The sequence below is a fragment of the Desulfocicer vacuolatum DSM 3385 genome, from assembly GCF_900176365.1.
GTDB lineage: Bacteria > Desulfobacterota > Desulfobacteria > Desulfobacterales > Desulfobacteraceae > Desulfocicer > Desulfocicer vacuolatum.
Genome location: NZ_FWXY01000014.1, coordinates 98501 through 124089, shown reverse-complemented (window position 1 = coordinate 124089; position 25589 = coordinate 98501). Strand labels below are relative to the sequence as shown.

The following is a 25589-nucleotide window of genomic DNA, read 5'->3' as shown; positions in this document are numbered from 1 at the left end:
GGGTGCATGTTCCATGCCCCCACCATTGAATGGTTTAACAACCCAGAAATCATTAATCAAGATGGCCCGACAGCCTCACAATCGGTTTAAAGAATATGGGAACGGCCCCAATTTTCGGTCAATTGTCCGGCGATCAACAAGAATCTAAGAAAGTTGATTCTCGCTCCCATGGGATAATTGAAAATTAATTTAAGTTCTCTCCGTATGTACCTCTGATATCCTTTTTACTGATTTTACCCACCGAAGTTTTGGGGATAACGGCATCCAATACGATTTTACCGGGAACCCCGTATTTGGGGATCTGCCCTTTTTCCACAAAGGTCATGCAGAACTCCTGGATATCTTTTTCAGAAATTTTACCCTGGAACTCCTCTTTGAGAACCACCATTGCCATGGGACGCTCCCCCCATTTTTCATCTGTAATCCCCACCACCGCAACTTCATTGACGGCTTCATGCTGGCTGATGATATCTTCCAGCTCCAGGGAGGAGATCCATTCACCACCGGTCTTGATCACATCTTTAAGGCGATCGGTTATTCTTAAATAGCCTTCCTGATCAATGACACCGATATCACCGGTGTGAAGCCAACCGTCTTTCCACAGCTCTTCACTTTGCTCCCCGGATTTGACATAGCCCTGGGTAAGCCAGGGTGTCCGGGTAACCACCTCCCCGGGGGTCTGGCCGTCATGGGCAACGGGATTACCCTCAACATCAACCACCTCCAATTGAACCTCGGGTATGGGAAGACCTGTTTTGCAACGAATCTCCACCTGCTCATCTTCCCCCCATTCCAGCATGTGGGGTTTAAGGTTGGAAAGGGTCAAAATGGGGCAGGTTTCTGACATGCCGTATCCGGTAAAAAGGTTAATGCCATGACCAAGGGCTTCCTTGCAAAGCCCCTTGGAAAGGGCAGATCCCCCGATGATGACCTTCCAGCCCTTAAGATCCACATCTTTTATGGATGGGCTTGTGATCAGCATGTTCATGATGGTGGGAACACAATGGGAATATGTCACCTGTTCTCCAACAATGAGCTTTAACAAGGTTTCGGGTTCATATCGTCCCGGATACACCTGCTTTGCTCCCAGCAGCGTCATGAGATAAGGCATGCCCCAGGCATGGACATGGAACATGGGGGTCATGGGCATATAAACATCCGCCGACGAGATATTGGCCTGGGATTTATAGGCAGTAAGTCCTGCCATAACCCCATAGGTATGAAGTACGATCTGACGATGGCTGAAAAACACTCCCTTGGGAAGACCGGTGGTGCCTGTGGTATAAAAAGTGGTTGCCATTGTGTTTTCGTCAAAATCGGGAAAAGTATACTCAGGAACAGCATCAGACACCAGGGCTTCGTACTCACCGCTGAACTCAATGGAGGAGGCAGGAATTGCACCCTTGTCAGATAAAACAATGACCTTTTTCACTGTCTCAAATCTGTCTTTCACCGATTCAAGCAGGGGTAAAAATTCTTCATTAACAAGAATGATATCATCTTCGGCATGGTTAATGGTGTAAATAAGCTGTTCTGATGTCAGACGAATATTCACAGTGTGAAGCACAGCCCCCATCATGGGTACGGCGAAAAAACATTCCAGGTAACGATGGGAATCCCAGTCCATGACGGCAATGGTATCCCCGGGCTTAACCCCCTGGGCTTTGAGCATGGATGCAAGCTGTTTTATCCGTTTTCCAAGGGTTTTATAATCATAGCGAAAGCAGTCCCGGTATACAATTTCCTGATCCGGAGAATAAATAAGGGGGGTGTTTAAAAGATGCTTTATAAGAAGGGGGTAGGCATAGGCACTCTGGGTGGGGGTAATGAGTTGTGTTGTCATCATCTCTCCTTTATCCATTATTCATTTGGGGCCATACAGACCTTTTCAGATTGTCATTTCCATTGCCGGGAAGGAATCCGGATACGCCGAAGGCGTTTTTGAAGATCAATGGGATTATGGAATTTTCTTAATTATAATGAATCAATGGAGATAATAAAATCGGTGTAAACACCATAATGAGGTGGGTGAAAAACAGAAAACCCTGTAGGTAATTTACCTACTGTATCGTTAAAATAGATTTTTTTAGGGATTCTGAGTCACCTCAGCAGAGCCGCCCCCCGACGGGCAATAGGAACCGGACAATCGAGCTGTCTACAGTTCCGGTCCGGGCCCATTGCCCGTCGGGGGGCGGCGGTATAATACCATTTGGCTCCGCGTCTACGACCCTATATTGTTGTGTCCGACAGGAAATGCCCGTTTTATGAAATACTCCGCAGATCAGGGGTGTATTCCAAGCTTTGTTGTGGGCGGAACGGGATCAGAGTACGGTCCGCCCGTGGCGGTTATATGAAAATCCCAGGCGATTATGCATCGCCCTTGAAAATACCGGTCTCCACCCAGATCACAGCATATCGAACCAATTCGCTGGCATTTTTTAAATGCAATTTTTCTTTAATACGTTCCCGGTGGGTGCCGATGGTCTTAATGCTGATATTGAGCTGGCCTGCAATTTCCTTGGAAGAAAGTCCCGCACCTATGAGTTGAAAAATTTCAAGCTCTCTATCAGTAATCTGCTTTAAACGGGATTCATGCACCAGGCTTGGCGTCTTTTGAAAGGCATGGAGAATCTGACTCATGATATTAGGACTGACATGAATATGACCGTCCATGATACGACGCAGGGCGGTGACAACGGATTCAGAGGCTTCCTGCTTCATGATATAGCCCTTGGCCCCGGCCATGATGCAGCGTTCAGCATGCATGGCTTCATCATGCATGGAAAGCACAAGGGATGCCATGGGTTTATGGCGGAGATGAATTTCTTTAATAAGATCCAGACCGTTACTCTCTTTTAAAGAAAGATCCACAATAACAAGATCAGGTTTTTCAATGTTTATGAGTTTTATGGCCCCCGGCACATCCTCGGCATGGCCGCATATGGTCATATCAGGTTCCTGATTGATCATTTCCTCTATTCCCATGCGAAAAATGGGGTGATCTTCAACAATAAATATGCGAATCATCTATTACACTCCGGTTGACACGTCTATTTCCAGGGTCAGTCCCACAATGGTACCGCCGTTGGGGGCTGCCTTAACATCAAGCACCGCACCGATCCTGCCTGCCCGGTACCTCATGATCTGCATGCCCATGCCCCGGAACACAGCAGATGTCTTAAATCCCATGCCGTCATCTCTAACCTCTAATCTGGCGGTTTCATCTTCATTGGTCAAGGAAATATATATGTTTTTTGCCCGGGCATGTTTCACTGCATTGTGAACGGCTTCATGGACGATGTAATAGGCATGGGTGGCGATGGTGATATCTTCAAAGGGCGGGCTTACATCATAGCAAAGGGTGCAGGAAATATTAAAAACCTCCCTGACATATGTGGCCAGTTCTTCCAGGGAAGCATCAAATCCCAGTTCTGTGAGATTCACAGGGGAAAGTCCCCTGGACATACGACGGGTTTTTTCAATGCTGTCCAGAATCAAAGAACGAATTTTACCCGCGCGATCTGCCTCATTGTCCAGGCAACCATCACCTTTGTTTCCATGGAGGCGTTGTTGCAGCATTTTGGTCATCACCTCAATGCCGATGAGCTGGGGGCAAAGATCATCGTGCAGTTCCATGGCAAGCTTCTGACGTTCCCTTTCGCTGATGATGAGAATTTCCCGCTCCAATCGTCTGGAATCGGTCATGTCCTCAATGGCCCCGAGAATACATGATTCACCCCACAAAAAGATCTGTTCCATGGAAATCATTCCCGTGCGTTTTTCTCCGGCGGCCGTTAAAAATGTGATTTCCCGATTTTTAATCAACGCTTTTTCTGACAAGGATGCCATCATTTTTTTCCAGTCCATGGAATGGTAAAAAAAATGATTCCCTGACAATTCTTTGCCGATGAGTTCAAACAGGCTGTGGCCGGTGACCGCCAGAAAACGATCATTGACATTGATAATACGGCTGTCCTTTAAAGCGGCAATGAACATGGCAGAAGGGCTGCTCCTAAAAGCCTTTGAAAACATCTCTTCTGACAGACGAAGGGCTTTTTCATTTTTTTTCCGCTCACTGATATCCCGAAGCACTCCGCTGAACCCTTTGGGTGTATTGTCTGAAGATTTTCTTAAAGATACTGAAGCCTCCACTGTACAAAGGGTGCAGTCTGACCGGATCAACTCAAGATCGCTCAATTGTTTTGCCTTGCCAGACTGCCTCACAATGGTAAAAATTTTTTCCAGGGCCTGGCAATTTTTAAGATTCATGCAATTATAAATACGGGTACCCATGATCTCATCTTCCTTTTTCCCCAGCATCCTGACCATGGCATGGTTGCAAAAGCTGAAAGATCCGGACAGATCCACTTCAAAATACCCTTCTTCCATGCGCTCCAGAATGGTGCGATATTTTTCCTCGCTGGAACGAAGGGCCTGGGCCGTCATTTTATGCTGATTCATTTCCAGGTGCAAATTGGTGGCATAGTTATTCAGGGTATCCATGAATCTATTAAAATAATCTGCAAGTTGCCCGATTTCATCGGTGGATTTTACAGGCATGCGAATATTAAAATCCCCGGATGCGCCCAGGGCAAACTGCTTCATAAAATTCTGCAACGGCCTTATAACACCGGCATTAATCCACAAAGATGTGCAAAAAACAAAGACACAGATTAAAAGGATAATGGTGAAGACAATGTTTCGAACCGTGTTTAACGGGGCAAAAATTTCGTCAAGATATGTGGTGGATGCCACAATCCAGTCATATTCCGGAATATATTTAAAAATCACCATTTTATCGCGCTCAATGGTCTCCCCGGGATTTTTCCAAGTATAGACAGCCTTTCCGTTTTTTAACCGACAGATTTTTCGAACAAAATATTCACCGTATTTGTCCTTTGCATCAAAGTAATTACCTGTCATAAAAGGATGAACAATGAGATTTCCAAGGCTGTCTTTAATATAAGTATACCCGCTTTTCCCAAAGGTCAGGCTCAGAATACTTTTCCTAAAATCAGAGATATTGATCAATTCTGCAAACTCTTCCCTATAGGAGGAGGCGGCAATGACCCAGTCCCATGGTTTAAAATAGGAGATGTACATGGCTTTGGGCTTTAAGGCCACATCTTCTGGATTTTTCCAGTCATACTCAAGATAGCCGGTTTTCATCTCTATCATTTTTTTGACAAATTGCCGGTTTAAAAAATTTTTTCCCACCACCCCGGGATTGGGATGTTCCGTGGCTATACCCGATGAAGTGACACAAAAAATATATCCGGTTTTACCAATGGACTGGCTAAAGAGAATTTTCCGGCATAAAAGTTTGGCTTCTTCCTCCGTCATCAGGCCTTTGAGAAAATCTGCGTAAATGTTTGTCACAATCTCTTTGTTTTTTTCGGCAATGGCCCTTAGATGATTTTTAATGGAGGTGGCAGCTGCCGTTCTTACCATGTTCTGAATGGCAGCTGTGGCATTGGTCAGTTCACTTTCAATATTGGCTTCAATGGTGATGCGCACCTGGTGATAAATCACTGCACCGCCCAGAAAAATGGCCAACACGGAAATCAGGGTATAAGCGCCCAGCAGTTTTGTCTTGATTTTCAAGTTTGCAAAAAAATGTAAAATATCACTGACAATGGGAATAGACAAATTCAAGCCCCTTTGAAAATGCAATGCAGTACATGCTTTACCCATGAATTTTGCAAACCAGGGAATCCATTAAGTTGATTTTTGACAATGACACCCCGTTTACTCACTTAGAAGCCGCATAGAAATAAATGGCTGCTCTTTTTATTTGGAACCTGCTGAATTTTAAATAAATACAAACAAAAAGGTCATACCTTTTATTGTCATGAAACTCCTTATTTCATCAACTGACTTTTGGATAACACTTGATGATATACTGAAAACAAAATCAATGGTCAAATGAAAGAACATACAATGCTTGATAAATTTTTATCTTTATGACAAAAAATAGCCACAAATTCATGATTCATAAAAATTCAAAGGAGTGATTATGTTCATCAACGGCCAATGGGCAATTCCAGAAAAAAAAAACACATTTACCGTATTAAACCCCGCCACGGGTGAAACCATTGCCACGGTTCCCGACGGTGGCGAAAAAGAAACACGCCTGGCTGTAACAGCGGCCCATGATGCTTTGGATACATGGGCCGCAGCCACAGCCTACCGGCGCTCGGATTTTCTTTACCGTGCCCACACTCTTATGATGGACAATCTCGAACACCTGGCCCAGACCATGACCCTGGAGCAGGGAAAACCCATTAAAGCTGCCCGCAATGAAGTGAAATACGGCGCTGATTTTCTGTTGTGGTTTGCCGAAGAGGCAAAAAGAGTATATGGCAGAACCATCCCCTCAGCCCGATCAGATCAACGGTTCATGGTATTAAAACAGCCCGTGGGGGTGGTGGGGGCCATTACCCCCTGGAACTATCCGGTGTCCATGATCACAAGAAAAGTGGCCCCGGCCCTGGCCGCAGGATGCACCATTGTTCTCAAACCCGCCGAAGCCACGCCCCTTTGCGCCATTGAAGTGTTCAAACTGCTGGAAAAAGCAGGGCTTCCCGCAGGGGTGGCCAATCTTGTGACCGCCCGGGACCCCAATCCTGTGGGAGAAGTGTTTTTAACAGATGAAAGGGTGCGGAAACTGACCTTCACCGGTTCCACACAGGTGGGGAAAATGCTGGCCCGGGAAGCGGCGGCCCAGATGAAACGGGTTTCCCTGGAACTGGGTGGGCATGCCCCTTTTATTGTATGCAAAGATGCTGACCCTGTGCATGCGGCCAAGGGACTTTCTCTGTTAAAATTCTTAAACACGGGCCAGGCCTGCATCAGTCCCAACCGGATTTTTGTCCATGAAAGCATGAAAGAACCGTTTTTAAAGGAATTGTCCAGCCGGGTATTTAAAATGAAGGCAGGTCCCGGCAGTGAGGCCGGTGTGAGCATTGGCCCCCTGGTCAATGACACTGCCGTTGAAAAGGTGGATAACCAGGTGAAAGATGCTGTGGCAAAGGGTGCCAAGCTTGTCACAGGTGGTTTCAGGCTCATGGAAAACGGCCTTGATAAAGGTCATTTTTATGCCCCCACCATTTTGGATAATGTTACCCCGGAGATGCTCATTTACCGGGAAGAAACCTTTGGACCTGTGGCCCCTGTTATTTCCTATCAGGATGAAAAAGAGCTGTTAACCATGGCCAATGATACCCGTTATGGCCTGGCAGCCTATGTTTACAGCCAGAATCTATCCAAGGCCATGCTGCTTTTTGAGGGGCTTAATTTTGGCATCATCGGCATCAATGACATCAATCCCACCTCTGCTGCGGCCCCCTTTGGCGGTATGAAGGAAAGCGGCCTGGGAAGAGAAGGTGCCATTGAAGGCATTGAAGAATATTTGGAAACAAAACTTGGGGGATTTTCTTTAAAATAACCGCCACGGGCGGACCGCATTCTGACTTTGGTCTGCCCACATTTTTTTACAAAATGGGACAGATATCAAAACTGGGCTGGGACGCAATAAGGGTTTTGGTGTAGGGGTGTGAAGGGTGATCAATAACATCCCGGGTGTGACCTGTCTCCACAATGACGCCATTTTGGATGACAGCAATGCGGTCGCACAGGTATTTTGCCGCAGCCAGGTTATGGGTGATAAACAAAAATGTCATGCCCAATCGTTCCCGGATGTTGAGCAGTACCTGGAACAATTGTATGGCAATGGTGGCATCCAGCATGGAGCTGGGCTCATCTGCCACAATGAACTCCGGTTCCAGAACAATGGCCCGGGCAATGGCCACCCGCTGGCGCTGCCCCCCGCTGAGCCGGTGGGGATATCGATCATAAAAATCAGTTGCCGGCACAAGGCCTGTGGTTTCCAGGGTATCCAGAACCTTTTGCCGTCGGCTTTCCCGGGTGCCCGCACCATGCACAATCAGGGGCTCCATCACGGTTTCCGCAATGGAAAGATGGGGATTTAATGATTGATAAGGATCCTGGAAAATCATTTGAACCTGTTTTCGGTATTCTTTTAGTTCCCTGCCCTTTAACCCGGACACCGGAGCACCCTTTAAGTAAATCTCTCCCCGGGTGGGATTTTCAAGTTTCACCAGCAAGCGCCCTGCAGTGGTTTTCCCGCTGCCGCTCTGCCCCACAAGCCCAAATATTTCTCCCTTGTTAATGGTGAGATTAATATCTTTTAAAGCCACCACATCACCGGCACCGGTATGAAAGAGCTGGGATTTTTGATAATAAATTTTTGAAATATCCGCCAGCTCAATGATGGCATTTTGTTGTTTTTTCATTATTTTTTCCAAAAATGTACATATTCGGGTTGGTAATATCTGGCCAATGCCCCATCATCGTCATTTTCTATACTTGTTGTGTCCGCCAGGACATGTGGTTTGTTTTATATGAAACACTCCGCAAACCGGGGGTGTATTTCAAGTTTTGTTGTGGACAGGCCAAGGCCAGAATATGGTCCGCCCGTGGCGGTTATATGGTTGATTTCTTAAAACACCGAACCCCGTGGGTGGGGGATAATTGCCGCCAGCCTGGGCACAGACGATCACATTTATCCATGGGGTTATCGCATAAAGGTGCAAGTGCACATCCATGTTCCCACCCCTTTTGTCCCAACCGGGAGTTAATATAAGGAACTTTAATATTATTACAATTATCCAGTGTGAGGTAGGAGCCCAGCAACTGCCGGGTATAGGGATGCACCGGTGCCTGGAACACTTCTTCCCTGGTGCCGGTCTCCACAATCTTTCCATCATACATCACACATATTTTTTCACACACCCGGGCCACCACCGCAATATCATGGGAGATAAACACAAAACCGGTATCAAGCAGATTTTGTATTTTTATGATCTCCTTTAATATCTGATCCTGAACCACCACATCCAGGGCCGTGGTGGGTTCATCTGCAATGATCAAACGGGGATTACAGGCCAGGGCCATGGCAATGATGGCCCGCTGTTTCATGCCGCCGCTGTACTGATGGGGATAATCGTTGATGCGATCCCCGGGTATTCCCACAAGATCAAATAACTCTTCTATTTTCACCGATATTTCCACAGGAGAGACAGCGGTCTGGTGGGTGGTAATCATCTCCGCCACCTGATCCCCCACCCGGACAACGGGATTCAGCGCATTCATGGCTGCCTGGAAAATCATGGCAATTTTTCTGCCCCGTATCTCTCTAAAATCTTCCTGGGAAATTTTTATAAGATTTTGATCGTCCAGAATGATATTGCCATGTAAAATCCGGGCATTATCCGGCAAAAGTCCCATCAAAGCCATGCCAATGGTGGTTTTGCCGCATCCCGACTCCCCCACAAAGCCCAGGGAAGTACCGGATTCTATGGTAAAAGAAACATCGTCCACAGCCCGGGTCATGCCCGTTGCACTGTCATATCCCACGGTCAGGTTGTCCACGGTGAGTAATGCCATGCTTATTGCCCCTCCCTTCTCAACCTTGGATCCAGCACCTCGTCCATGGCCCGTCCCACCATATAAAAGGAAAGGGTGAGAAGGGAAATACAGATCCCCGGGGGCAACAGCCAGTAAGGGGCCTGGAACATGTGGCCGGAACTCCACACCCATTGCAGCATCATACCCCAGCTGATCTGACCGGGATCACCAAACCCGAGAAATGATAAAGAAGCCTCCACCAGAATGGCGGAGGTGACCCGAAATGTCATGTAAAGAAAGGCAAGGGGCAATACATTGGGCATGATGTGCTTAAATATAATACGGATATCAGAGGCCCCGGCCACCCGGGACGCTTCAATAAAGGGACGTTGTTTCAAAGACAGGGTCTGGGACCGGATCACCCTGGCCACTGCCGGCCATCGCAATATGGCAATTAAAAAAACAATCATCCAGATGTTAAGCTGGCCAAAAAGCGCTGCAATGATGAGCAGAATCACAAGGGAGGGCAACACCATGACCATATCAGCCAGACGCATGAGAAGAATATCCACAATCCCTCCGGCATATCCTGACACCATGCCCACCACAGTGCCGATGATGATGCTGATAAATGCCGAAGCCAGTCCAACAATAAAGGCAATTTTGGCCCCTTCCAGCAATTGACATAAAATATCTCTGCCAATAAAATCGGTACCCAGCCAATGGGATGTACTTGGCCCCACAGAGCGCGAAACCACAGGGTCCACACCGGTCATGGGATCATACATGGGGCCCAGCAGGTGCAGCCCAAAACTGGCCACGGCCATGAGAGCAAACAAAGACAAAAGAGCTAACCCGGCTTTTCCCAGTGGATTTTGAATAAAAATTTTCCAGTTGGATGAAAACCGATGCATAAAACCAAAATAATAACTCATATTGACAGGGTATCCATTGATTTGAGGAGTATTTCATATAAAAAAAATAATCTTAATAATGAATCCGGGGGTCCAGCCAGGCATAGAGCAGATCCACAATAAAATTGGCTGACAGCACCACCGCAGCAATGAGCAGAAAACAGCCCTGGGCCAGCGGATAATCATTGTTACTCACGGCAAAAATCAGCTCCCGCCCAATACCGGGCCATGTGAAAATCTGCTCGGTCAAGGCCCCGCCGTTAATGGAGAACGCAAGGCTTAACCCCACACTTGTCACCACGGGAAGGGCTGCATTTTTTGCCGCATGGCGGTTGCGAATCACCCGGTCTGTAAGGCCCTTGGCCCGGGCCGTTAAAATATAATCTTCCTTTAACACCGACAGCATGCTGCTTCGCATTAATAAGAGATAACTGCCCACATGGATAATAAAAAGGGTTAAAAGGGGCAGTATCATATGATGGATCACATCCAGGACCTTCAGGCCAAAGGGGGCATCTTCGATCCAGAGCTCAGGAGAAATAATGCCCCCCAGGGGAAACCATCCCACTTGAAATCCCAGCATCCATAACATCATCAAGGCAAACCACGGCACAAAAAGCGTATGACACACCAAGGCAGAGATGGAAAGCACCCCATCCATGCGGGACCCCTTTTTCCAGGCAGAAATTTTTCCCAGAAACACCCCGGCCAGGGCCGCCAGAAGGGTGGATGTGGTAAATAGTAAGAGCGTACAGGGCAATCTTGCCATGATCACCCGGGCCACGGGCTCTCCATAGTGAAAGGAAAATCCAAAATTACCCGTAAAAAAATTTTTAACATAAATCATATACTGGGTGGTCAGGGGTTTATCAAGGCCCATCTGTTCTATAATATGGGCGGCATCTTCGGGGGTGAGCATGGGGTCCACCATGCGGGTCACAGGGTCCCCCGGAGCCAGGCGAAATAAAAAGAAAAGAACGGTGAGAATCAAAAAAAACAAAATAAACAGTTCCACCGCTTTTTTGGATATAAACACAATGCGATTCATGGATTAAGTTCCGTTGCCGTTACAGGTTTAACCATGCAAAGGGACCAGATATTACCGATGCCTTCCAGGCTTTCCACCCATCCGTTAAAGCGCTTCCGGGAGGATGCCTCCAGGATATCAGGATTATACAAAGGAATATAGGGCACATCATCAAGGATAATGCGCTGCATTTCAATCAACAGTTCTCTTCGCCTGTTTCGATCCATTTCAGCCCGCTGCCGGTTGGCCAGGTCATCAAACAGAGGATTCTTATATCCACTCATATTCCATCCCCGGGGCTTGTCATTTTTAGAATAAAAAAAGGTTCTCACATAATCGGGGTCCAGATTGAGTCTGCCGTATCCCAGAACAAAGGCATCAAAATCATGCTTTCCCTTGACCTTGTCCAGGAGCGCCCCAAAGGACATGGGCCGGGCAAAGGCGGGAATCCCCATCTCCCGCATCCATTCCTGTATCATCATACCGGCAAAGGCCCGTTTGGGATCATAGTCCGCCGGTGGGGTCAGGATAATCATTTTTTCCATGGGATTCCCATTGGGAAGACGGATATTGCGGGCCGTTTGGATGTTTCCATTTTCGTCCACCGGAGGAGTTTCCCAGGTGTATCCTGCCTGTTTTAAAAGGTCATGGGCCTTTGCAATGCGCTGATCACGGTTTAACCCCTCACTGTACCGGGGCACATCACGATTATGCCAGAATGCATTGCCCGGGGGTACAATGGAGTGCATGGCAATGCCGTAATTTTGAAGAAGACGGGTGACAATGAATTCTTTATCAATGAGGGTGGCAACGGCCCGCCGGAGTGCCCTGTCATCAAAGGGGGCTTTTCTTACATTAAATCCCATGAAGTACAGGGCACTTTTGTGGTTATGGAACAGTTCAATGTCCGGGGTTTGAGTCAACTGGGCCACATATCCCGGTTGAATACCCCACCAGTACATATCAATTTCTCCCTTTTGCAGGGCAAGAATGGCCACATCACCGGTGCCGTACATTCTGTAGATCACGCCGTCCACCCATGGCCCCAGACGACGGTGGGCCATGGTGCGCCCTGTGCCGAAAAACCGGGGATTTTTCTCCATGTAAATAAAAGTGCCCTTTTGATATTGCGAAAGCACAAAAGGGCCTGTGCCCAGGGGGGATTCAATTTTATGATTCTGCAGGGTCCGCAGGGGTTTCCGGGTTTTTAATGCCGCATCCACCACCGGCTGCCATCGTTTTTGGGAAACCATGGGAGCAGTGAACACCCGGGATAAAATAATGGCAGAGGGTTTTTTCAGGAAAAAACGCACTGTGTGATCATCCACCACTTCAATTTTTTCAACGGCCTTCCATTTGCTGTAGTACCGGGGGACTTTAAAATCGTGAAACACCCCGGCGGTGAAGGCCACGTCATGGGCAGTAAAAGGGGTACCGTCGGACCATTTTGCCGCCTTTAATGTCACAAGGTAACTCATGTTTTCCCTGTCCAGCACCGGCATATCCTTTGCCAGCCAGGGAATAAGTTCCAGGGTGTCCGGGTCCCGCAGGTACATGGGCTGGTAAATCTGGGATAAAATTTTCCAAGAGTTGGAGTCACTTGCCAGCCACACATTAAGGGTGCGCGGCTCTTCTGGAAGCCCTATTTTTAAAATCTCTTTTGTGGATTTCTCCTGACAGGAAAGCAAACAAAACACCATGAAAACAGTGATCATAAAAAAAGCCTTCAGACGCACCCGTACCCAGGTGTGATACAGATCAATGGAAGTAATGTCGGCACTGGACAGCATTGTTTTCATATAAAAAAATCCGAAAAAATTATGGGCAAAACCGAATCAGGCACGGTCTGCCCGTGGCGGTTATTTAAAAATCTTATGCTCAATAAAATCAATCACCCGGGTTTCAATCTTCTGCCCGGTGAGTTGATTGATCCGGGGAATGCCACCGGGACTGACACAATTAATTTCAAGAAGTTTGTCTCCAATGACATCAATCCCCACAAAATAAAGCCCATCTTCCATGAGTCTGGGCTTAATGATATCGCAGATTGATTTCTGGGCAGGTGTTATTTCATGGAAAAGCACTTCGGCCCCGGCATGAACATTGGTTCTGAAATCTTCGGACACGGATTTACGTTTCATGGCACCGAGGATATCCCCGTTAAGCAGCAGTATTCTTACGTCCCCGTCCTTTTTAACATCTTCCAGGTATTCCTGCACCATGATGGGCTGACGCTGGGGATAGGGTCGATTGGCCCGGATATAATAGTTAATCAAGGAATTTAAATTTTCAGGGTCACGATTGCTTACCTTGATGACTCCCTCCCCGCCATGTCCCTGAAGGGGCTTTATAATCATGTCACCCCCGAAATTATCAATAATTCGCCGCAGACGTTTGGGATCCCTTGAAATATGGGTCTGGGGGATAATATGGGCAAAATTCAAGGTATAGACTTTACTGTTACCTTTGATTTGACCCATGGGACGATTCATGACAAAAACCCGATCACACACAGGGCCTAAGAACTCCATGACCTGATAATTGATGGGAGGATCTTTTCTTAAAAAAATAACATCCAGTTCAATGACCGTTTCAAAAATAAGCTCATCCTGGACCAGGCAGTCAATAAGGGCATCCCAGTAAGCTTTAATGGATAAATCCTTTTGCACGGTGATGTTGTGCATCCTGGCCACCACCCCGTTATCTCTTATATAAAGGTCATGGGGTTCCAGAAAAAAAACAGTGTGTCCACGCTGGTTGCACTCATACATTAAATGGGAGGTGGTCTCCCAGACAGGATCAATACTGCGCAGGTGATCCATTAAAAAAGCTATTTTCATAAGGTTCCCAAAAAATCTTTTTGATTCATCAGACGATAAAACGGTAAGATCTCAATAAGTCCGGGTATTCAAGTATCCGTTCTGAATATCATCCGGCATTTAAAGCACTGTCAGGGGGTATCAACCCGAGGTTATTGAGAATTTACATAAAACGCTTTTAACCTGTTTAATCCATTGAAAATCACGTAAAAATAAAGTAACATACTCTCACCATGAAACATATAAAAAAAAATATTTTATTGATCCATTCAAAACAACCCCCGGAAATTGATCCTCCCCTGGATAAATTCCAGCCGATTTTTCCCCCGGCAACCACCCAAATGAGCCTTATCTCCCATGATGTCGCCATGGATCATCATCTTCCTGACTGCCCACCGGAAAATTCCAGAAAAAAAATTCCCGAACCGTCCCCAACACCCTATTGCACCAAAAAAGAAGATTTCCACCCGGACATTGATTCTTTTATCAACAACATCATCCAAAGTATTGATGCCACCCGGGCAGATGCGCTTTTCTTTGAAATGCCTTTTGAAAGTGACGATTTTCTATTCCGGGTGTTGGAAGCAATTCACCGCAAAAAAAATATTACCATGGGTATTACCCGGGTAATCCGGGATGGAAAGCCCCCGTTTGAGCTTGCAGAAAATTTTTTTACCATTTCCACCCTTTGCATGATCCAATGGCAGATTCCCCATCCGGAAAAAAAATTGGAGACCAAAGCGTTATGGCAACTGTCCAAAAAAGGAATATGGAATCACTTTATTCTTGGCTTTAATGAAAATATTTCAAAAACACCCCCCTTTTTCTCCTTTGTCCTTTCCAACCCCAACATTGCCCATTCCCATGAAATGGCAGTAATCTCCCGGGCAACAAAAAAAAATGATGATTTTAATGCCCGTCCCAGGCTTGACATGGAAATACCTTACAGCGATGTTGAACAACTGCCGGGGATTCCCCTGTGGCAGGCCCTGAATGATCCCACCCGTTTACTGGGTTACCTCACCTGCTATTCCCGCAAAGAACTTTTTCCCATGCGGGTGGATACGGCCTGTGGAACAATTTTTTCCCTGGGAAAGGATATCACCTTTTATTTTGAAAAACCGGAAAACCTGCCGCCGAAATATTTAGATGAAATATGCAAAATGGTGGAGGCGGGTGGATCTGTGGCCACAAAATGGGTGAGATACAACCTGGAGCGGGCCTTTCTCATTGCCTATGCCATGGAAAACGGGGTAATTGTGGGGAATTCCAGTTTAAAACGCCCCAGAAAACCCTTTATTGAACGAATTAATAAAATATCAAACATGGATTTTACCCATTTTCTGGAACGGGGGTATACCTCGGTGAGGCCGGAATACCGGGCATTGGGGGTGGGGGCAAAACTTCTGGAAGGATTGACGGCCCGGGCAGAAGATCACAAAATTTTTTCCATCATCAGTGAGGATAACACTGCCACCCAGAAAATTGCCATACGAAACAAAACCCGCAAAGTGGTCACCTATTACAGTGAACAAATGGGAAAACCCGCCGGTATCTGGATGCCGGAACAGATGATTAACAGCAACATGGAAAAATTACACAAATGAACATCGGCATCATGACCGTTAATGATTATTCATTTCATCCCACCATGCGACTTGCCCAGGCCGCAGAACAACAGGGATGCAAGATTTGCCTGATCAATCCTTACAAAATGTTGTCCGGCATTGGTAAAGGTAAATTTCAATACACCGTTAATGACCTTGTTTCTCCTCTGGATGTGGTGTTACCCAGACAAGGTTCACCCATGGGGGAGTATGGTATGGCCCTGCTCCGCCAATTGATGCACCTGAATATTCCTCTGATCAACGGAGTTGAAGGCATCACCATTGCCAGAAACCAGTACATCACCCTCCAGACCCTGGCTGCGGCAGACCTGCCGGTACCAGACACCTTTTTTATTACTGCCGAAGAGGGGTTCCACCGGGCCGTGACACTTTTGGGCGGCTATCCGGTCATTGCCAAAAAAATGGACGGTATGGGAGGTGAAGGGGTTTTTAAAATCACCGGGAACGATGATATTTCCAAGCTTTGCCACACATTGCTAAAAGAAAAAAAAGGTGCCGTGGTCCAGCGTTTTATTCCACCGGAAAACCGCAGGGATCTGCGCATTCTGGTGGTGGGAAATGAGGTCATCGGGGCCATGGCCTTATCCCCGGGAAAGGGAGAATTCAGAAGTAATTTTCATCTTAACGGCAAGGCCCAATGCGTAGATCTATCCGCTGAATGGAAAACAATGGCCATCAAGGCCACCAGGGCGTGTCATCTGGAAATTTCCGGGGTGGATCTGATTATTACGGCAGAGGGAAGACCATATATTATGGAGGTAAACTATTCCCCGGGGTTCCGGGGACTGGAAGAGGCCACCCATATTGATATTGCCGGAAAAATCATTGAGCATGTGTGCCACCGTATAAACCGCCACAAGCGGACAAATAATGAATAATTTAAAAGGCCGTCTATGATTATCTCGCAACTGAACCGGACAAAAGACCATGCATTCACCCAGATCAGTGCCAGGGTGCAATTTGAAGAAAGTGACCATCCCGGAAAAACCATTTTCATCAAAACCCCCCATGCCACAGCAGATAAGCTGTCATTAAATCCCCATGCCTTTCTGGTGGGATGCCTCATCCCGGCCATGCATTTCCATGAAAAAAGAATTAAAATGGATGAAAAAATCTGCCCCACCCTGCTGGAGGGGCTTAACATTGCCATGGCCATCACCCAGGTGTGGAGCAAGGGGGATTATACTCCGCTGAAAATTGAAACCGATGTGCTGGATCACGCACTGTTTTCCGATAACAGGCATGCCGGCATGGTCATGTCCGGGGGTATGGATTCCCTGGCAGCCCTGCGACTTAACCGACTGCGCTACCCTGCCTCCCACCCGGGTTCAATTAAAGAGGGACTTTTTATCCATGGATTTGACATTGGCGGTGTGGTGGAGCGGGGCATGAAATATCATGTGTACGACCGGGCTGTCACCGCCATCACCCGGATCACCGATGCCGCAGATGTTGAGCTGGTACCAGTGTACACCAACATCCGGCATCTTTGCGACAACCGGGTTTTGTGGCTGGAAAATTTTTTCGGTGCTGTGCTGGCTTCCATCTCCCACGCCTTTGCAAAAGTTCTGCACATGGTTTACATCGGCTCCTGCTACGATGTTTCCTATCTTCATCCCAATGCATCCCACCCGTTAAGGGATCCGGAATACTCCAGCCATGACATGCGCATCCGCCACCGGGACCATGATCAGTCCCGGCTGGATAAAATAAAAATTGTGGCAGGCTGGGAGGTGGCGCTGAACAATTTCAGGGTGTGTCTTGCCAATGTGCCCCATCGCCTGAACTGCGGGGTGTGCGAAAAATGCGTGCGCACCATGATTGAACTTCTGGCCATTGGTGCCCTTGATAAAACAGACGCCTTTGTGGAAAATGATGTTACCCCGGATATGATCGCCAAATATGACATCACCATCCGTAAACGTCCGCCCTATTATCAGGCGGTGTTACCGCTATTGAGAAAACAGGGGCGTATGGATCTGGTTAACACCATTGAAAAATTACTGAACAAACAAAAAAGCCTTAAGCTTTAACATTATCCGGGAAAAAGCAACCATTGGCATCTTAATTGCATTAAAAATCATTAAAGTTGAACTTTTAAACCACCTCAACTTTCGGTGTTCGCATTTCGTGGTGGGGTCAGGCTTTCGTTATTGACATTATCGAGGCTTTTTTCGTTGGCAAAGGCCTTGGTCGATAACATCAACAACAAAAGCCTGACCCCGTCGGCACACTGAGCCCATCGGTACATTTAAAAATGCCGCCTTTGAAATGAAGCCCGAAAGTTGAGTAAACCACCTTGTCTGGCTGGCCGGCCACATTGAAACACCATCCAGCCGACAGGAGTCATAAGCGTTTCATTTTTTTACTGAGGCAGACAAATCTGCCATCTATTTTATAAAAAAGGAGTCGCCCATGAAAATGAATGAATGTCTTCCCGAAAGAATGTCAAAATTAATGATTGGATCGCTTTTATTAATAGGCGCCCTGGCCCTTGTGATCATCGGTTTTACCCTGCTTCCGGTGGTGGGCTTTTTGCTTGCAATCCCGGTGGCAGCACTTGGCGTTTACTTTATCCGGGTTCATCTCAACGATAAGTGTGAAATAGAAGGTTCATAGAATGTGAATCAAAACACCCCCTGGGCCTTCAGCCCAGGGGGTGTGGATAATCACAATTTTTTGCCCCCGTCAATTACTCAACAATGATCTCCCGGAGCTGAATGGGCTTACTGACATTTTTCAAGGCCTGTTCCCTGGGTGATCCCAGTTTAAATCTGTCTTCAATGTGACGCGATGTTGAAGATGTCACCAGAATCTCACCTCCCTTTGACACTGAACAGACCCGGGCCGCAATATTGGTGACAGGTCCGGATGCCGTATAGGTCCATCGATCTCCGGCAACCCCCTTGAAACGGGTGGAACCCACGGACGCTTTACCGGAATTAATGCCCATGTTCACCATCACCGGATCATATTTTTTCTTTAAGGATTCATTGATAACAAGCGTTTTTTTCTGGATACCGATGGCGGCGGAAACCGCATTAACGGCATGGGTCCGGGGATTTTCATCCTGGAAAAGAATCATGAGGCCGTCACCGGCGGTTTCATTGATATCGCCTTTATTTTCGGCAATAATGTTCAAAAATTCGCTGAAATAAGTTTCAATGAGATAATTCATTTTTTCCTGGGAGATATTTTCACTCATTTTGGTGTACCCGGCAATATCAAGAAACAATACAGACAAATCTTTTTCATGTTTGTTCAAATCCGGATTTTCAGGGTTATCCTCAATGATATCCTGCACTGATTTGGGTACAAATTTACTCAAATGGCTCTGAACACCTTCCAATAACTGGACCCGTTGGAGGGTTTCTTCCAGTTTTTTATTTTTACTTTTTATCTTTTCAAGCAATTGTTGAAGGTTAAATTCACGGGATTCAATCTTAACCACCATCATGCCAAAGGCTTCGGCAAGCTCTGACACCTGGGGAGGATATTTACCCCGGGTGGTCAGCTCCATGAGGTTGTCTACGTTGTCATAATCTCCCATGGACACTTTTTTTGCCACATCCAATAAAATTTCATACAATTTATTATTGCTGTCTAATGCCATGCAAACAATCCTTAACAGATCCGGTTCCAATGTTGATACACCTTGTTGGAAGGAGTCACAGCGCTTGCCTTCCAACCAAAAGTTGCAACAGACACACTTGGCATACTGATGAGCTTTTGGTTAATTCCACGGGGAAAAGTTTATCACTGATCAATTTTACCGTGCAGATGCCGGATACGCTGGCTGAGTATGGAACATATCTGTAATGCAATCCGGGGATACTCCATCACGGTTTCGTTAAAGGCCTGTTTGTGAAGGGTCAAAAACCGGGAAAATTCCACCGTCTGTATGGTTGCCGACCGGGGGGAATCATCTAAAAGGGCCATCTCTCCAAAGGCACCGCCCCGGTTAATGGTATCCAGAACAACCCGATCCTCCAAAGACAGCTCCCGCACCACCTCCACAAGACCGGAAATCACCATAAACACCGAATCACCCACATCATTCTGCTTAAACACTTTTTCATCCGGCGGATAGGAAACTTCCTCTGTCACTGCGGCAATGGCTGCAAGTTCAGCCACTTTAAGATCTGAAAAAATATCAATTTCCCGCAAAAGCATAATTTTTTCAGCAAGGGAAATCTCCTGTCTGGAGCTCCCTTTCTTTTCCTTAACATCTGCGGCTTTTTTGTGTTTGATCATTTCAATTTCCTTTATGATATGATGGGATGTAAAGGCATCATGGGTCTCCCAGAAGCTTACCGGTTCCTTAAGTTCAGGATCTTCCAGACTTAAATCAAGCCCCATGACAACATCCACCCAGTCCTTGGACAGCACCAGTCGGTGAAACACCTCCACTCCCTTTGAATCAAATTCCGGAATGGTTACAAAGGGGCGACCCTCCATCACGGCAACTTCAGGCGTGGGGCTTTCCAGAAGGGGACGCATGGTATCAAACAACCGACGATCCAGAAGATCTCCCAACAACTCAATGGCATTGGCATTGTGTTTTTGATTCAAAGAAAAGATCCCTTTCCATGCGGTTTTCATGCGACCTGTTTCATCACGAATCACCAGTACCCGGATCACATTTTCCAGAATCAATTCTTTTTTCTGGAATAAATGGGTTTTCACAAGTTCCCTCACAGGGGTGGTGGGCAAAGAGTCAATATTGAGCCCCATGGCAATATAGAGATAACAATTTTCAAGGCCTTTTCTGGCAAAATGGTAAATATCCCCATCTTTTATATCCAGATGTTCCAACAGTTCAAAAAGCCCTTTGCGCAGCCGGGTGTCGGGAACGGCAAGGGATTCCACCACAATGCGGTTGTTCTGATATTTGGCGTCACGGATGCGTTGTGCAGCCAGTTCCCGGATGGATTCATCACTGTCCCCCACCCGTTGAAGGGCGTGGCCAAAGGCTGTTTCATCATTAATATCCAGGGCTGTAACAGCGGCTTTCCTAATTCTTTTATCCCCATGGATAAGATAAGGAAAAATCACATCATTGATATCTTCCATGCCAAGTTTTGACAATGACACCAGAAGATCGGCAATGAGACCCGGAGAAGGAGACGCATATAAAAGGTTCAGCAGCATGGGGGTAACCACATCATCCCCCACAAATCCGGCACACACGGCACCGGCCCTTTGATCATCGTCTTCTGGAGATGCAAGCCACGCATTAAGGGTGGCTGCACATTTTTCCGGTTCTTTTGGCCACAGGCACGCCAAAGCATGACCCCGGACCCCGGCATTGGCACTGTTGAGAAACATCTCCATGGGCACCTTTTCCAGGGCATCTATCCTGCAATGATTTTCACACTGGATAAGATGGCTGAATGCAGCGATGGAAACACCGTGGGCGTCTGGATGAGCCTGCCCCAAAAGTTGTTTCATGGCCTCTTGTTCCAACTCTTTGGAAAGCATATTCACAAGGGCGATTTGCACGGATTCCTTTTGGGAGGGCAGTTTTTCCAGTATCAGGGAATCAAAATTTTCTATACCGAAATGTTTAAGCAACCTGGCATACCACACGGTATTTTTACCGTCGGCCTTTAAGAATGCGTTGATAAGGGCTTCCTGGATTTTACCGCCCTTGAATATCTGGGCAAGCTGTTTGCCGTCAAACTGTTTGAATTCAAACATGTCGGTTTTCATCAGATCCATCAAAATCCGTGTATAGGCAGACTTCAACACAAAGGGAGCCGCAGCCCAGGCAATGACAAAGGGAAGGGCCACCAAAGTCAGATAGCGGGGATGAAGATCAAAGTAGTGGGTGGAAATAAGAATCAAGCCGGAACCCAGGAAAAGGGCTGCCCTTACCACTGTTCCCCGTAGAAATGGACGCACCATGGCGCGGTAAGAATCGGGAAACAATCCCATTAAAATGGCATTGGCAGGCACATTTATGGTGGTTCGAATCACATTAATGGACATCCTGGCATACATGGCCGCAAAGATATCAAACCTGAACAAGAATCCCAGCAGGGCAATGGCATAGTTAAAGGGATGAAACATCAAAGCCACAGAGATTCCCCAGCGACCGTAAATCCTTCCCACAAACAGCAAAATAAAAAGACTGATAATGTTTAAAAAACCTCTGAAATAACCAAAAAAATGAATCATACCGGATTCACTGGCAAACTGACTGTCAATGGCATAGTTAAACTGATAATTGAGAATGGGAATCACCACATTGGGCATGAATGTCAACACCAGCACAATTTTAAACAAGGTGGACTCTTTTATCAGAGGAACCACTCGCTTAATCTCCTCAATCATGGGAGTACGGCCCTTGGCACCACCGGTTTTATGATCAGAAAAAATCAGCGTGGGAAAGCGGGAAGTCATGGCATTGACCAAAAAAGCCCCGGACAGTGTTAAGGCCAGGTAGACATAAAGCAAGTTATCCATGCGAAAAACAGAGGCCATCCAGGGGGTTAAAAAACTTCCCAGAATCATCCCCACCACCCCGCCGGCGGTGACCAGGGGAAAAAGCCGTTTGGATTGCCGGGTATTGTAAAGATCATTGGCCAGGTTCCAGAACATCAGGGCCTGGAGCATCTCAAACTGACTTTTCATCATAAACAATACAGGATAGATGATTTCAAATCCCAATGGAATGGCAAGACGCATGAGTGTGATGCAGACACCGCAGATAATAAACACCCGGGAAAGCAGCCGTGTGGCTGCCATGCGACCGGTGAACGCCGTGAGCACTCCGGTGATAAAAAAAGTAACCACCGCATTGATCATGTTCACCACCGGAAGATATTCCACGCCATAACGTTTGAGAAAAGCGGTTTCAGCAAAATTATTCAGCAGGGTTCCGGCGCTTCGAATGATGAATAAAAGAGCCACCGTCCATAACAGAAGGGCAATCTCATCTTCGTACACCTTAAACATGTTGAGAAATTTTTTTGTCATTTGGCTACCTCAAGCACCACCCGGAATCCCGTGGTTTTAAATTTCCCGCCGGGGTGGGCCCAGGCTCTGTTGGCGCTGCGACAATAATGTCCGTACATAAACCAGCTGCCCCCCCGTTTGATACGGGTATCCCAGGATCGTTCTCTGCCTGGCAGCACCCCGTCATCCTGGGCCAGATAGCCATGATATGCATCAGACACCCATTCCCATACATTACCATGCATGTCATAAAAGCCCCAGGGATTGGGAGGATAGCTCTTCACCGGAGCCGGTTTGTCCAGTTCAAGTCCCCTGGATCTGGATTCTTCAATGCAGTCGGTGCATTTCAGGCTGTTATTGCCAAACATGGCCTTTGTGCAGTCCACGGTGTCACCAAAACTATAGGCAGTGGTGGTGCCCGCCCGGCACACATATTCCCACTCTTCCTCCGTGGGCAATCGATAGGTTTGATTGGTTCTGCGGCTGAGTTTCCCAACAAACCGTCGGCAATTATAATAGGAAACCCGGGTCACCGGCATATCATCTGCCCCTTTTCGAAGAATAAAACTTTTTTTGGGCATGATACTGTGCCACTGTTTCAGGGTCACCTCCGTTGCCTGCATGTAAAATGCTTTTTTTATCTCCACCCGGTGCTGGGGTTCATTGCGGCTCCGGAAAGGTTCGTCCACCGGGCTTCCCATGATGTACCCCCCCGGATGAACCAAAATAAATTCCATGCCCACTTCATTGACAAAGGACGCTTCCAGGGCACAGATATCGTCTGTTTGCAACACCGGGGCAAACAATATTATGGATATAAGGCCTATGAAAATTTTTCTCTGGAAAATCATATGCTTCTGGAGAAAAAATTCCATAAAATTGAATCCCTTTCCATGAACTATCATAATTTTATACTCCTTAGGTTTAAATCATTCATTCAACTTTCGGGCTTCATTTCAAAGCCAGCATTTTTAAATGTACCGATGGGCTCAGTGTGCCGACGGGGTCAGGCTTTTGTTATTGATGTTATCCACCAAGGCCTTTGCCAAGGAAAAAAGCCTCGATAATGTCAATAACGAAAGCCTGACCCCACCAGGAAATGCGAACACCGAAAGTTGAGTCATTCATGAACATTGGATTTAAGATATAACCGCCACGGGCGGGCCAATAACCTTATCAAGTTAGTTGGAAAATTCCCAGGTCCACTTTTGGATCACTTCCCTGTCACCGGGGGACATGGTGGTTATAGCAAGCTTGGTCACAGTATGATTGTTATTTTCTTTTATTTCAACCACCTTGGCATAAATATCTTTAAAACAATGAAATTCCCGGCAAAACTGAAATTTGAGTTTCAAATTTGTAAAAAGAGCCGGTTTCGGTAAAAGGATCACCTCCATGTGTGTATCTGTTATGGAAAGTGTATGGCCAATCAATGGAGTCTTGTTAACCTTTTTGTCATGAATTTGCCAATATTGAAAGGGAAGCCTTATTGACAAGGCCTCTCCAGGAGTTGCAACAACATCAAGGACAACATTATAGAAACCTGCAATGGCAGACACCCCATAAAAAACAAGGGGGGATCTCATGCCCTTCATCATAACAGTTTTGGGTGGCGTGACAGTAGCAATGGATTCCACATATCTGTGGGTCCTCTCTCCCATCAAAATTTCTCCCCCAACGGTATTTGATTCTATGCGGGAGGCCTCATTCACCGTGGCACCCACAATGCCGTATTTCATGCGTAATTCCGAGCCGATATTACCCACAATCACATCTCCTGTATTAATCCCGATCCCCATCTCCATGGGGGGAAACCCCTGGGATTCAACAGAACGGTTAAGAAGATTCAAGCTGTTCTGCATCTCAATGGCACAGGCAACGGCTCGTTCGGGATCATTGCCATGGCTTTCTGGAGCCCCAAACACGGCAAGGATGGCATCCCCGATGATTTCATCAATGATACCGTCATACTTTAAAATGATTTCAGACATTTTTTCAAGATATCGATTTAAATAAAGGACCATTTCATGGGGGTCTCTATTTTCAGACACATAGGTAAACCCCCGCAGATCAGACATGAGTATGGTCACCTTTTTCCTGCTTCCCCCGATTTTCAGTCCATCCGGGGATTCCAAAATTTCATCCACCACCTTGGAAGAAAGGTATTTACCAAAGGTTTGACGTATAAAATCAATAAGATTCAAACGCTCCTGGGAAACATTTAGAATTTTTTTTAACATCTCTTCCCTGGACCACGCAATGCGCTGGATTTCCCGGGGGGCATCCCCCGGAAGCAGCACAGGATGAAAGGATTCTATCTCCCGGTGCAAAGCCCTGTTGGCACGATCAATCTGTTCCAGGGGAAAAATAATCCTCTGGGTGAGAAATCGTCTGAGACTTATCATCATAAAGGAGATGATCACAGCCACCAGGGCAACAATCCGCACCCCGTACCAGAAGAGATCCATGGCACCGGCATCTTCTGTGACGGCCCTGACTAAAAGAGAGAAAACCAGCAACACCCCCTCAATAAAAAGAATTCTCCAAAACACTCCCCTTAAAAGAATTTTTCGAACCCCGGGAGTCCTTTGTTGTTCCATTTTTCCAGCCATATATCATCACCGTTTCAACTTCTATTACCTGTGATTTTAATGAATTGACTTTTTTTCAAATGATTTTATCTGATCATGGCGGCATCATAGCATACGTATTACAGGCATGTGAGTCTTTTTTATATGAAATACTCCGCAAATCTGTGGAATATTTCTACCTTTGTTGTGGGCAGAGCCGGATCAGAATACGGTCCGCCCAT

Annotated in this window: 18 protein-coding genes; 5 read left to right on the top strand and 13 right to left on the bottom strand. The window is 46.6% G+C overall.

Annotated features, from left to right (window positions below):
* Nucleotides 1-184: 184 nt before the first annotated feature.
* From B9A32_RS13435 to B9A32_RS13425, 3 genes are all read right to left on the bottom strand, one after another.
* A complete protein-coding gene (locus B9A32_RS13435) occupies nt 185-1846 on the bottom strand; it encodes a fatty acid--CoA ligase (protein WP_332308517.1) in 1662 nt (553 codons plus the stop codon).
* Nucleotides 1847-2367: 521 nt separating this feature from the next.
* Nucleotides 2368-3027 carry a response regulator transcription factor gene (locus B9A32_RS13430; RefSeq protein ID WP_084069959.1) on the bottom strand — a complete coding sequence of 220 codons (660 nt, stop codon included), beginning with the start codon at nt 3025-3027 and terminating at the stop codon, nt 2368-2370.
* Nucleotides 3028-3030: 3 nt separating this feature from the next.
* Nucleotides 3031-5649: a cache domain-containing protein gene (locus B9A32_RS13425; protein ID WP_212637937.1), complete on the bottom strand. Its 2619-nt coding sequence runs from the start codon at nt 5647-5649 to the stop codon at nt 3031-3033.
* A gap of 367 nt (nt 5650-6016) precedes the next feature.
* On the opposite strand from B9A32_RS13425, the gene B9A32_RS13420 reads away from it, so the two are divergent.
* Nucleotides 6017-7447: an NAD-dependent succinate-semialdehyde dehydrogenase gene (locus tag B9A32_RS13420; protein WP_084069957.1), complete on the top strand. Its 1431-nt coding sequence runs from the start codon at nt 6017-6019 to the stop codon at nt 7445-7447.
* A gap of 46 nt (nt 7448-7493) precedes the next feature.
* Here the strand turns inward: B9A32_RS13420 and B9A32_RS13415 are convergent, their stop codons facing one another.
* The 6 genes from B9A32_RS13415 to gshB all read right to left on the bottom strand — a co-directional run bounded on the left by B9A32_RS13415 (nt 7494) and on the right by gshB (nt 14210).
* Nucleotides 7494-8315 carry an ABC transporter ATP-binding protein gene (locus tag B9A32_RS13415; RefSeq protein WP_139795825.1) on the bottom strand — a complete coding sequence of 274 codons (822 nt, stop codon included), beginning with the start codon at nt 8313-8315 and terminating at the stop codon, nt 7494-7496.
* A 190-nt stretch (nt 8316-8505) separates the two neighbouring features.
* Complete coding sequence (locus B9A32_RS13410; RefSeq protein ID WP_084069955.1) at nt 8506-9468, bottom strand: ABC transporter ATP-binding protein; 963 nt, start codon at nt 9466-9468, stop codon at nt 8506-8508.
* Nucleotides 9469-9470: 2 nt separating this feature from the next.
* Nucleotides 9471-10364 carry an ABC transporter permease gene (locus B9A32_RS13405; protein ID WP_084069954.1) on the bottom strand — a complete coding sequence of 298 codons (894 nt, stop codon included), beginning with the start codon at nt 10362-10364 and terminating at the stop codon, nt 9471-9473.
* Between the two features lie 52 nt (nt 10365-10416).
* Nucleotides 10417-11391 (bottom strand): ABC transporter permease, encoded by a 975-nt coding sequence (locus tag B9A32_RS13400; protein WP_084069953.1) that lies wholly within the window; start codon nt 11389-11391, stop codon nt 10417-10419.
* Nucleotides 11388-13169, bottom strand: coding sequence for an ABC transporter substrate-binding protein (locus tag B9A32_RS13395; protein WP_084069952.1), 1782 nt, complete (start codon nt 13167-13169; stop codon nt 11388-11390). The genes B9A32_RS13400 and B9A32_RS13395 overlap by 4 nt, the downstream gene beginning before the upstream one ends.
* Nucleotides 13170-13229: 60 nt before the next feature.
* Complete coding sequence (gene gshB, locus B9A32_RS13390; RefSeq protein ID WP_084069951.1) at nt 13230-14210, bottom strand: glutathione synthase; 981 nt, start codon at nt 14208-14210, stop codon at nt 13230-13232.
* Nucleotides 14211-14422: 212 nt separating this feature from the next.
* Here gshB and B9A32_RS13385 point away from each other — a divergent pair, with 212 nt between their 5' ends.
* From B9A32_RS13385 to B9A32_RS13370, 4 genes are all read left to right on the top strand, one after another.
* Complete coding sequence (locus B9A32_RS13385; RefSeq protein WP_084069950.1) at nt 14423-15796, top strand: GNAT family N-acetyltransferase; 1374 nt, start codon at nt 14423-14425, stop codon at nt 15794-15796.
* Nucleotides 15793-16695, top strand: coding sequence for an ATP-grasp domain-containing protein (locus tag B9A32_RS13380; RefSeq protein WP_084069949.1), 903 nt, complete (start codon nt 15793-15795; stop codon nt 16693-16695). The genes B9A32_RS13385 and B9A32_RS13380 overlap by 4 nt, the downstream gene beginning before the upstream one ends.
* 15 nt (nt 16696-16710) lie before the next feature.
* Complete coding sequence (locus B9A32_RS13375) at nt 16711-17850, top strand: hypothetical protein (protein ID WP_084069948.1); 1140 nt, start codon at nt 16711-16713, stop codon at nt 17848-17850.
* A gap of 382 nt (nt 17851-18232) precedes the next feature.
* Nucleotides 18233-18436, top strand: coding sequence for a hypothetical protein (locus tag B9A32_RS13370; protein WP_084069947.1), 204 nt, complete (start codon nt 18233-18235; stop codon nt 18434-18436).
* Between the two features lie 73 nt (nt 18437-18509).
* Here the strand turns inward: B9A32_RS13370 and B9A32_RS13365 are convergent, their stop codons facing one another.
* From B9A32_RS13365 to B9A32_RS13345, 4 genes are all read right to left on the bottom strand, one after another.
* Nucleotides 18510-19430 (bottom strand): adenylate/guanylate cyclase domain-containing protein, encoded by a 921-nt coding sequence (locus B9A32_RS13365; RefSeq protein WP_084069946.1) that lies wholly within the window; start codon nt 19428-19430, stop codon nt 18510-18512.
* 143 nt (nt 19431-19573) lie between these two features.
* Complete coding sequence (locus B9A32_RS13360; protein WP_084069945.1) at nt 19574-22798, bottom strand: Npt1/Npt2 family nucleotide transporter; 3225 nt, start codon at nt 22796-22798, stop codon at nt 19574-19576.
* Nucleotides 22795-23682, bottom strand: a complete 888-nt coding sequence (locus B9A32_RS13355; protein ID WP_139795824.1) for a formylglycine-generating enzyme family protein — start codon at nt 23680-23682, stop codon at nt 22795-22797. Before B9A32_RS13355 ends, B9A32_RS13360 begins: the two co-directional genes overlap by 4 nt.
* A gap of 276 nt (nt 23683-23958) precedes the next feature.
* Complete coding sequence (locus tag B9A32_RS13345; RefSeq protein ID WP_084069942.1) at nt 23959-25389, bottom strand: adenylate/guanylate cyclase domain-containing protein; 1431 nt, start codon at nt 25387-25389, stop codon at nt 23959-23961.
* Nucleotides 25390-25589: the final 200 nt, after the last annotated feature.

Excerpts from the sequence above, each read along its gene's own strand:
- B9A32_RS13435 (WP_332308517.1), bottom strand. The coding sequence starts at position 1,846 with ATGATGACAACACAACTCATTACCCCCACCCAGAGTGCCTATGCCTAC.
- B9A32_RS13430 (WP_084069959.1), bottom strand. The coding sequence starts at position 3,027 with ATGATTCGCATATTTATTGTTGAAGATCACCCCATTTTTCGCATGGGA.
- B9A32_RS13420 (WP_084069957.1), top strand. The coding sequence starts at position 6,017 with ATGTTCATCAACGGCCAATGGGCAATTCCAGAAAAAAAAAACACATTT.
- B9A32_RS13415 (WP_139795825.1), bottom strand. The coding sequence starts at position 8,315 with ATGAAAAAACAACAAAATGCCATCATTGAGCTGGCGGATATTTCAAAA.
- B9A32_RS13410 (WP_084069955.1), bottom strand. The coding sequence starts at position 9,468 with ATGGCATTACTCACCGTGGACAACCTGACCGTGGGATATGACAGTGCA.
- B9A32_RS13405 (WP_084069954.1), bottom strand. The coding sequence starts at position 10,364 with ATGAGTTATTATTTTGGTTTTATGCATCGGTTTTCATCCAACTGGAAA.
- B9A32_RS13400 (WP_084069953.1), bottom strand. The coding sequence starts at position 11,391 with ATGAATCGCATTGTGTTTATATCCAAAAAAGCGGTGGAACTGTTTATT.
- B9A32_RS13395 (WP_084069952.1), bottom strand. The coding sequence starts at position 13,169 with ATGAAAACAATGCTGTCCAGTGCCGACATTACTTCCATTGATCTGTAT.
- gshB (WP_084069951.1), bottom strand. The coding sequence starts at position 14,210 with ATGAAAATAGCTTTTTTAATGGATCACCTGCGCAGTATTGATCCTGTC.
- B9A32_RS13385 (WP_084069950.1), top strand. The coding sequence starts at position 14,423 with ATGAAACATATAAAAAAAAATATTTTATTGATCCATTCAAAACAACCC.
- B9A32_RS13380 (WP_084069949.1), top strand. The coding sequence starts at position 15,793 with ATGAACATCGGCATCATGACCGTTAATGATTATTCATTTCATCCCACC.
- B9A32_RS13375 (WP_084069948.1), top strand. The coding sequence starts at position 16,711 with ATGATTATCTCGCAACTGAACCGGACAAAAGACCATGCATTCACCCAG.
- B9A32_RS13370 (WP_084069947.1), top strand. The coding sequence starts at position 18,233 with ATGAAAATGAATGAATGTCTTCCCGAAAGAATGTCAAAATTAATGATT.
- B9A32_RS13365 (WP_084069946.1), bottom strand. The coding sequence starts at position 19,430 with ATGGCATTAGACAGCAATAATAAATTGTATGAAATTTTATTGGATGTG.
- B9A32_RS13360 (WP_084069945.1), bottom strand. The coding sequence starts at position 22,798 with ATGACAAAAAAATTTCTCAACATGTTTAAGGTGTACGAAGATGAGATT.
- B9A32_RS13355 (WP_139795824.1), bottom strand. The coding sequence starts at position 23,682 with ATGATAGTTCATGGAAAGGGATTCAATTTTATGGAATTTTTTCTCCAG.
- B9A32_RS13345 (WP_084069942.1), bottom strand. The coding sequence starts at position 25,389 with ATGGCTGGAAAAATGGAACAACAAAGGACTCCCGGGGTTCGAAAAATT.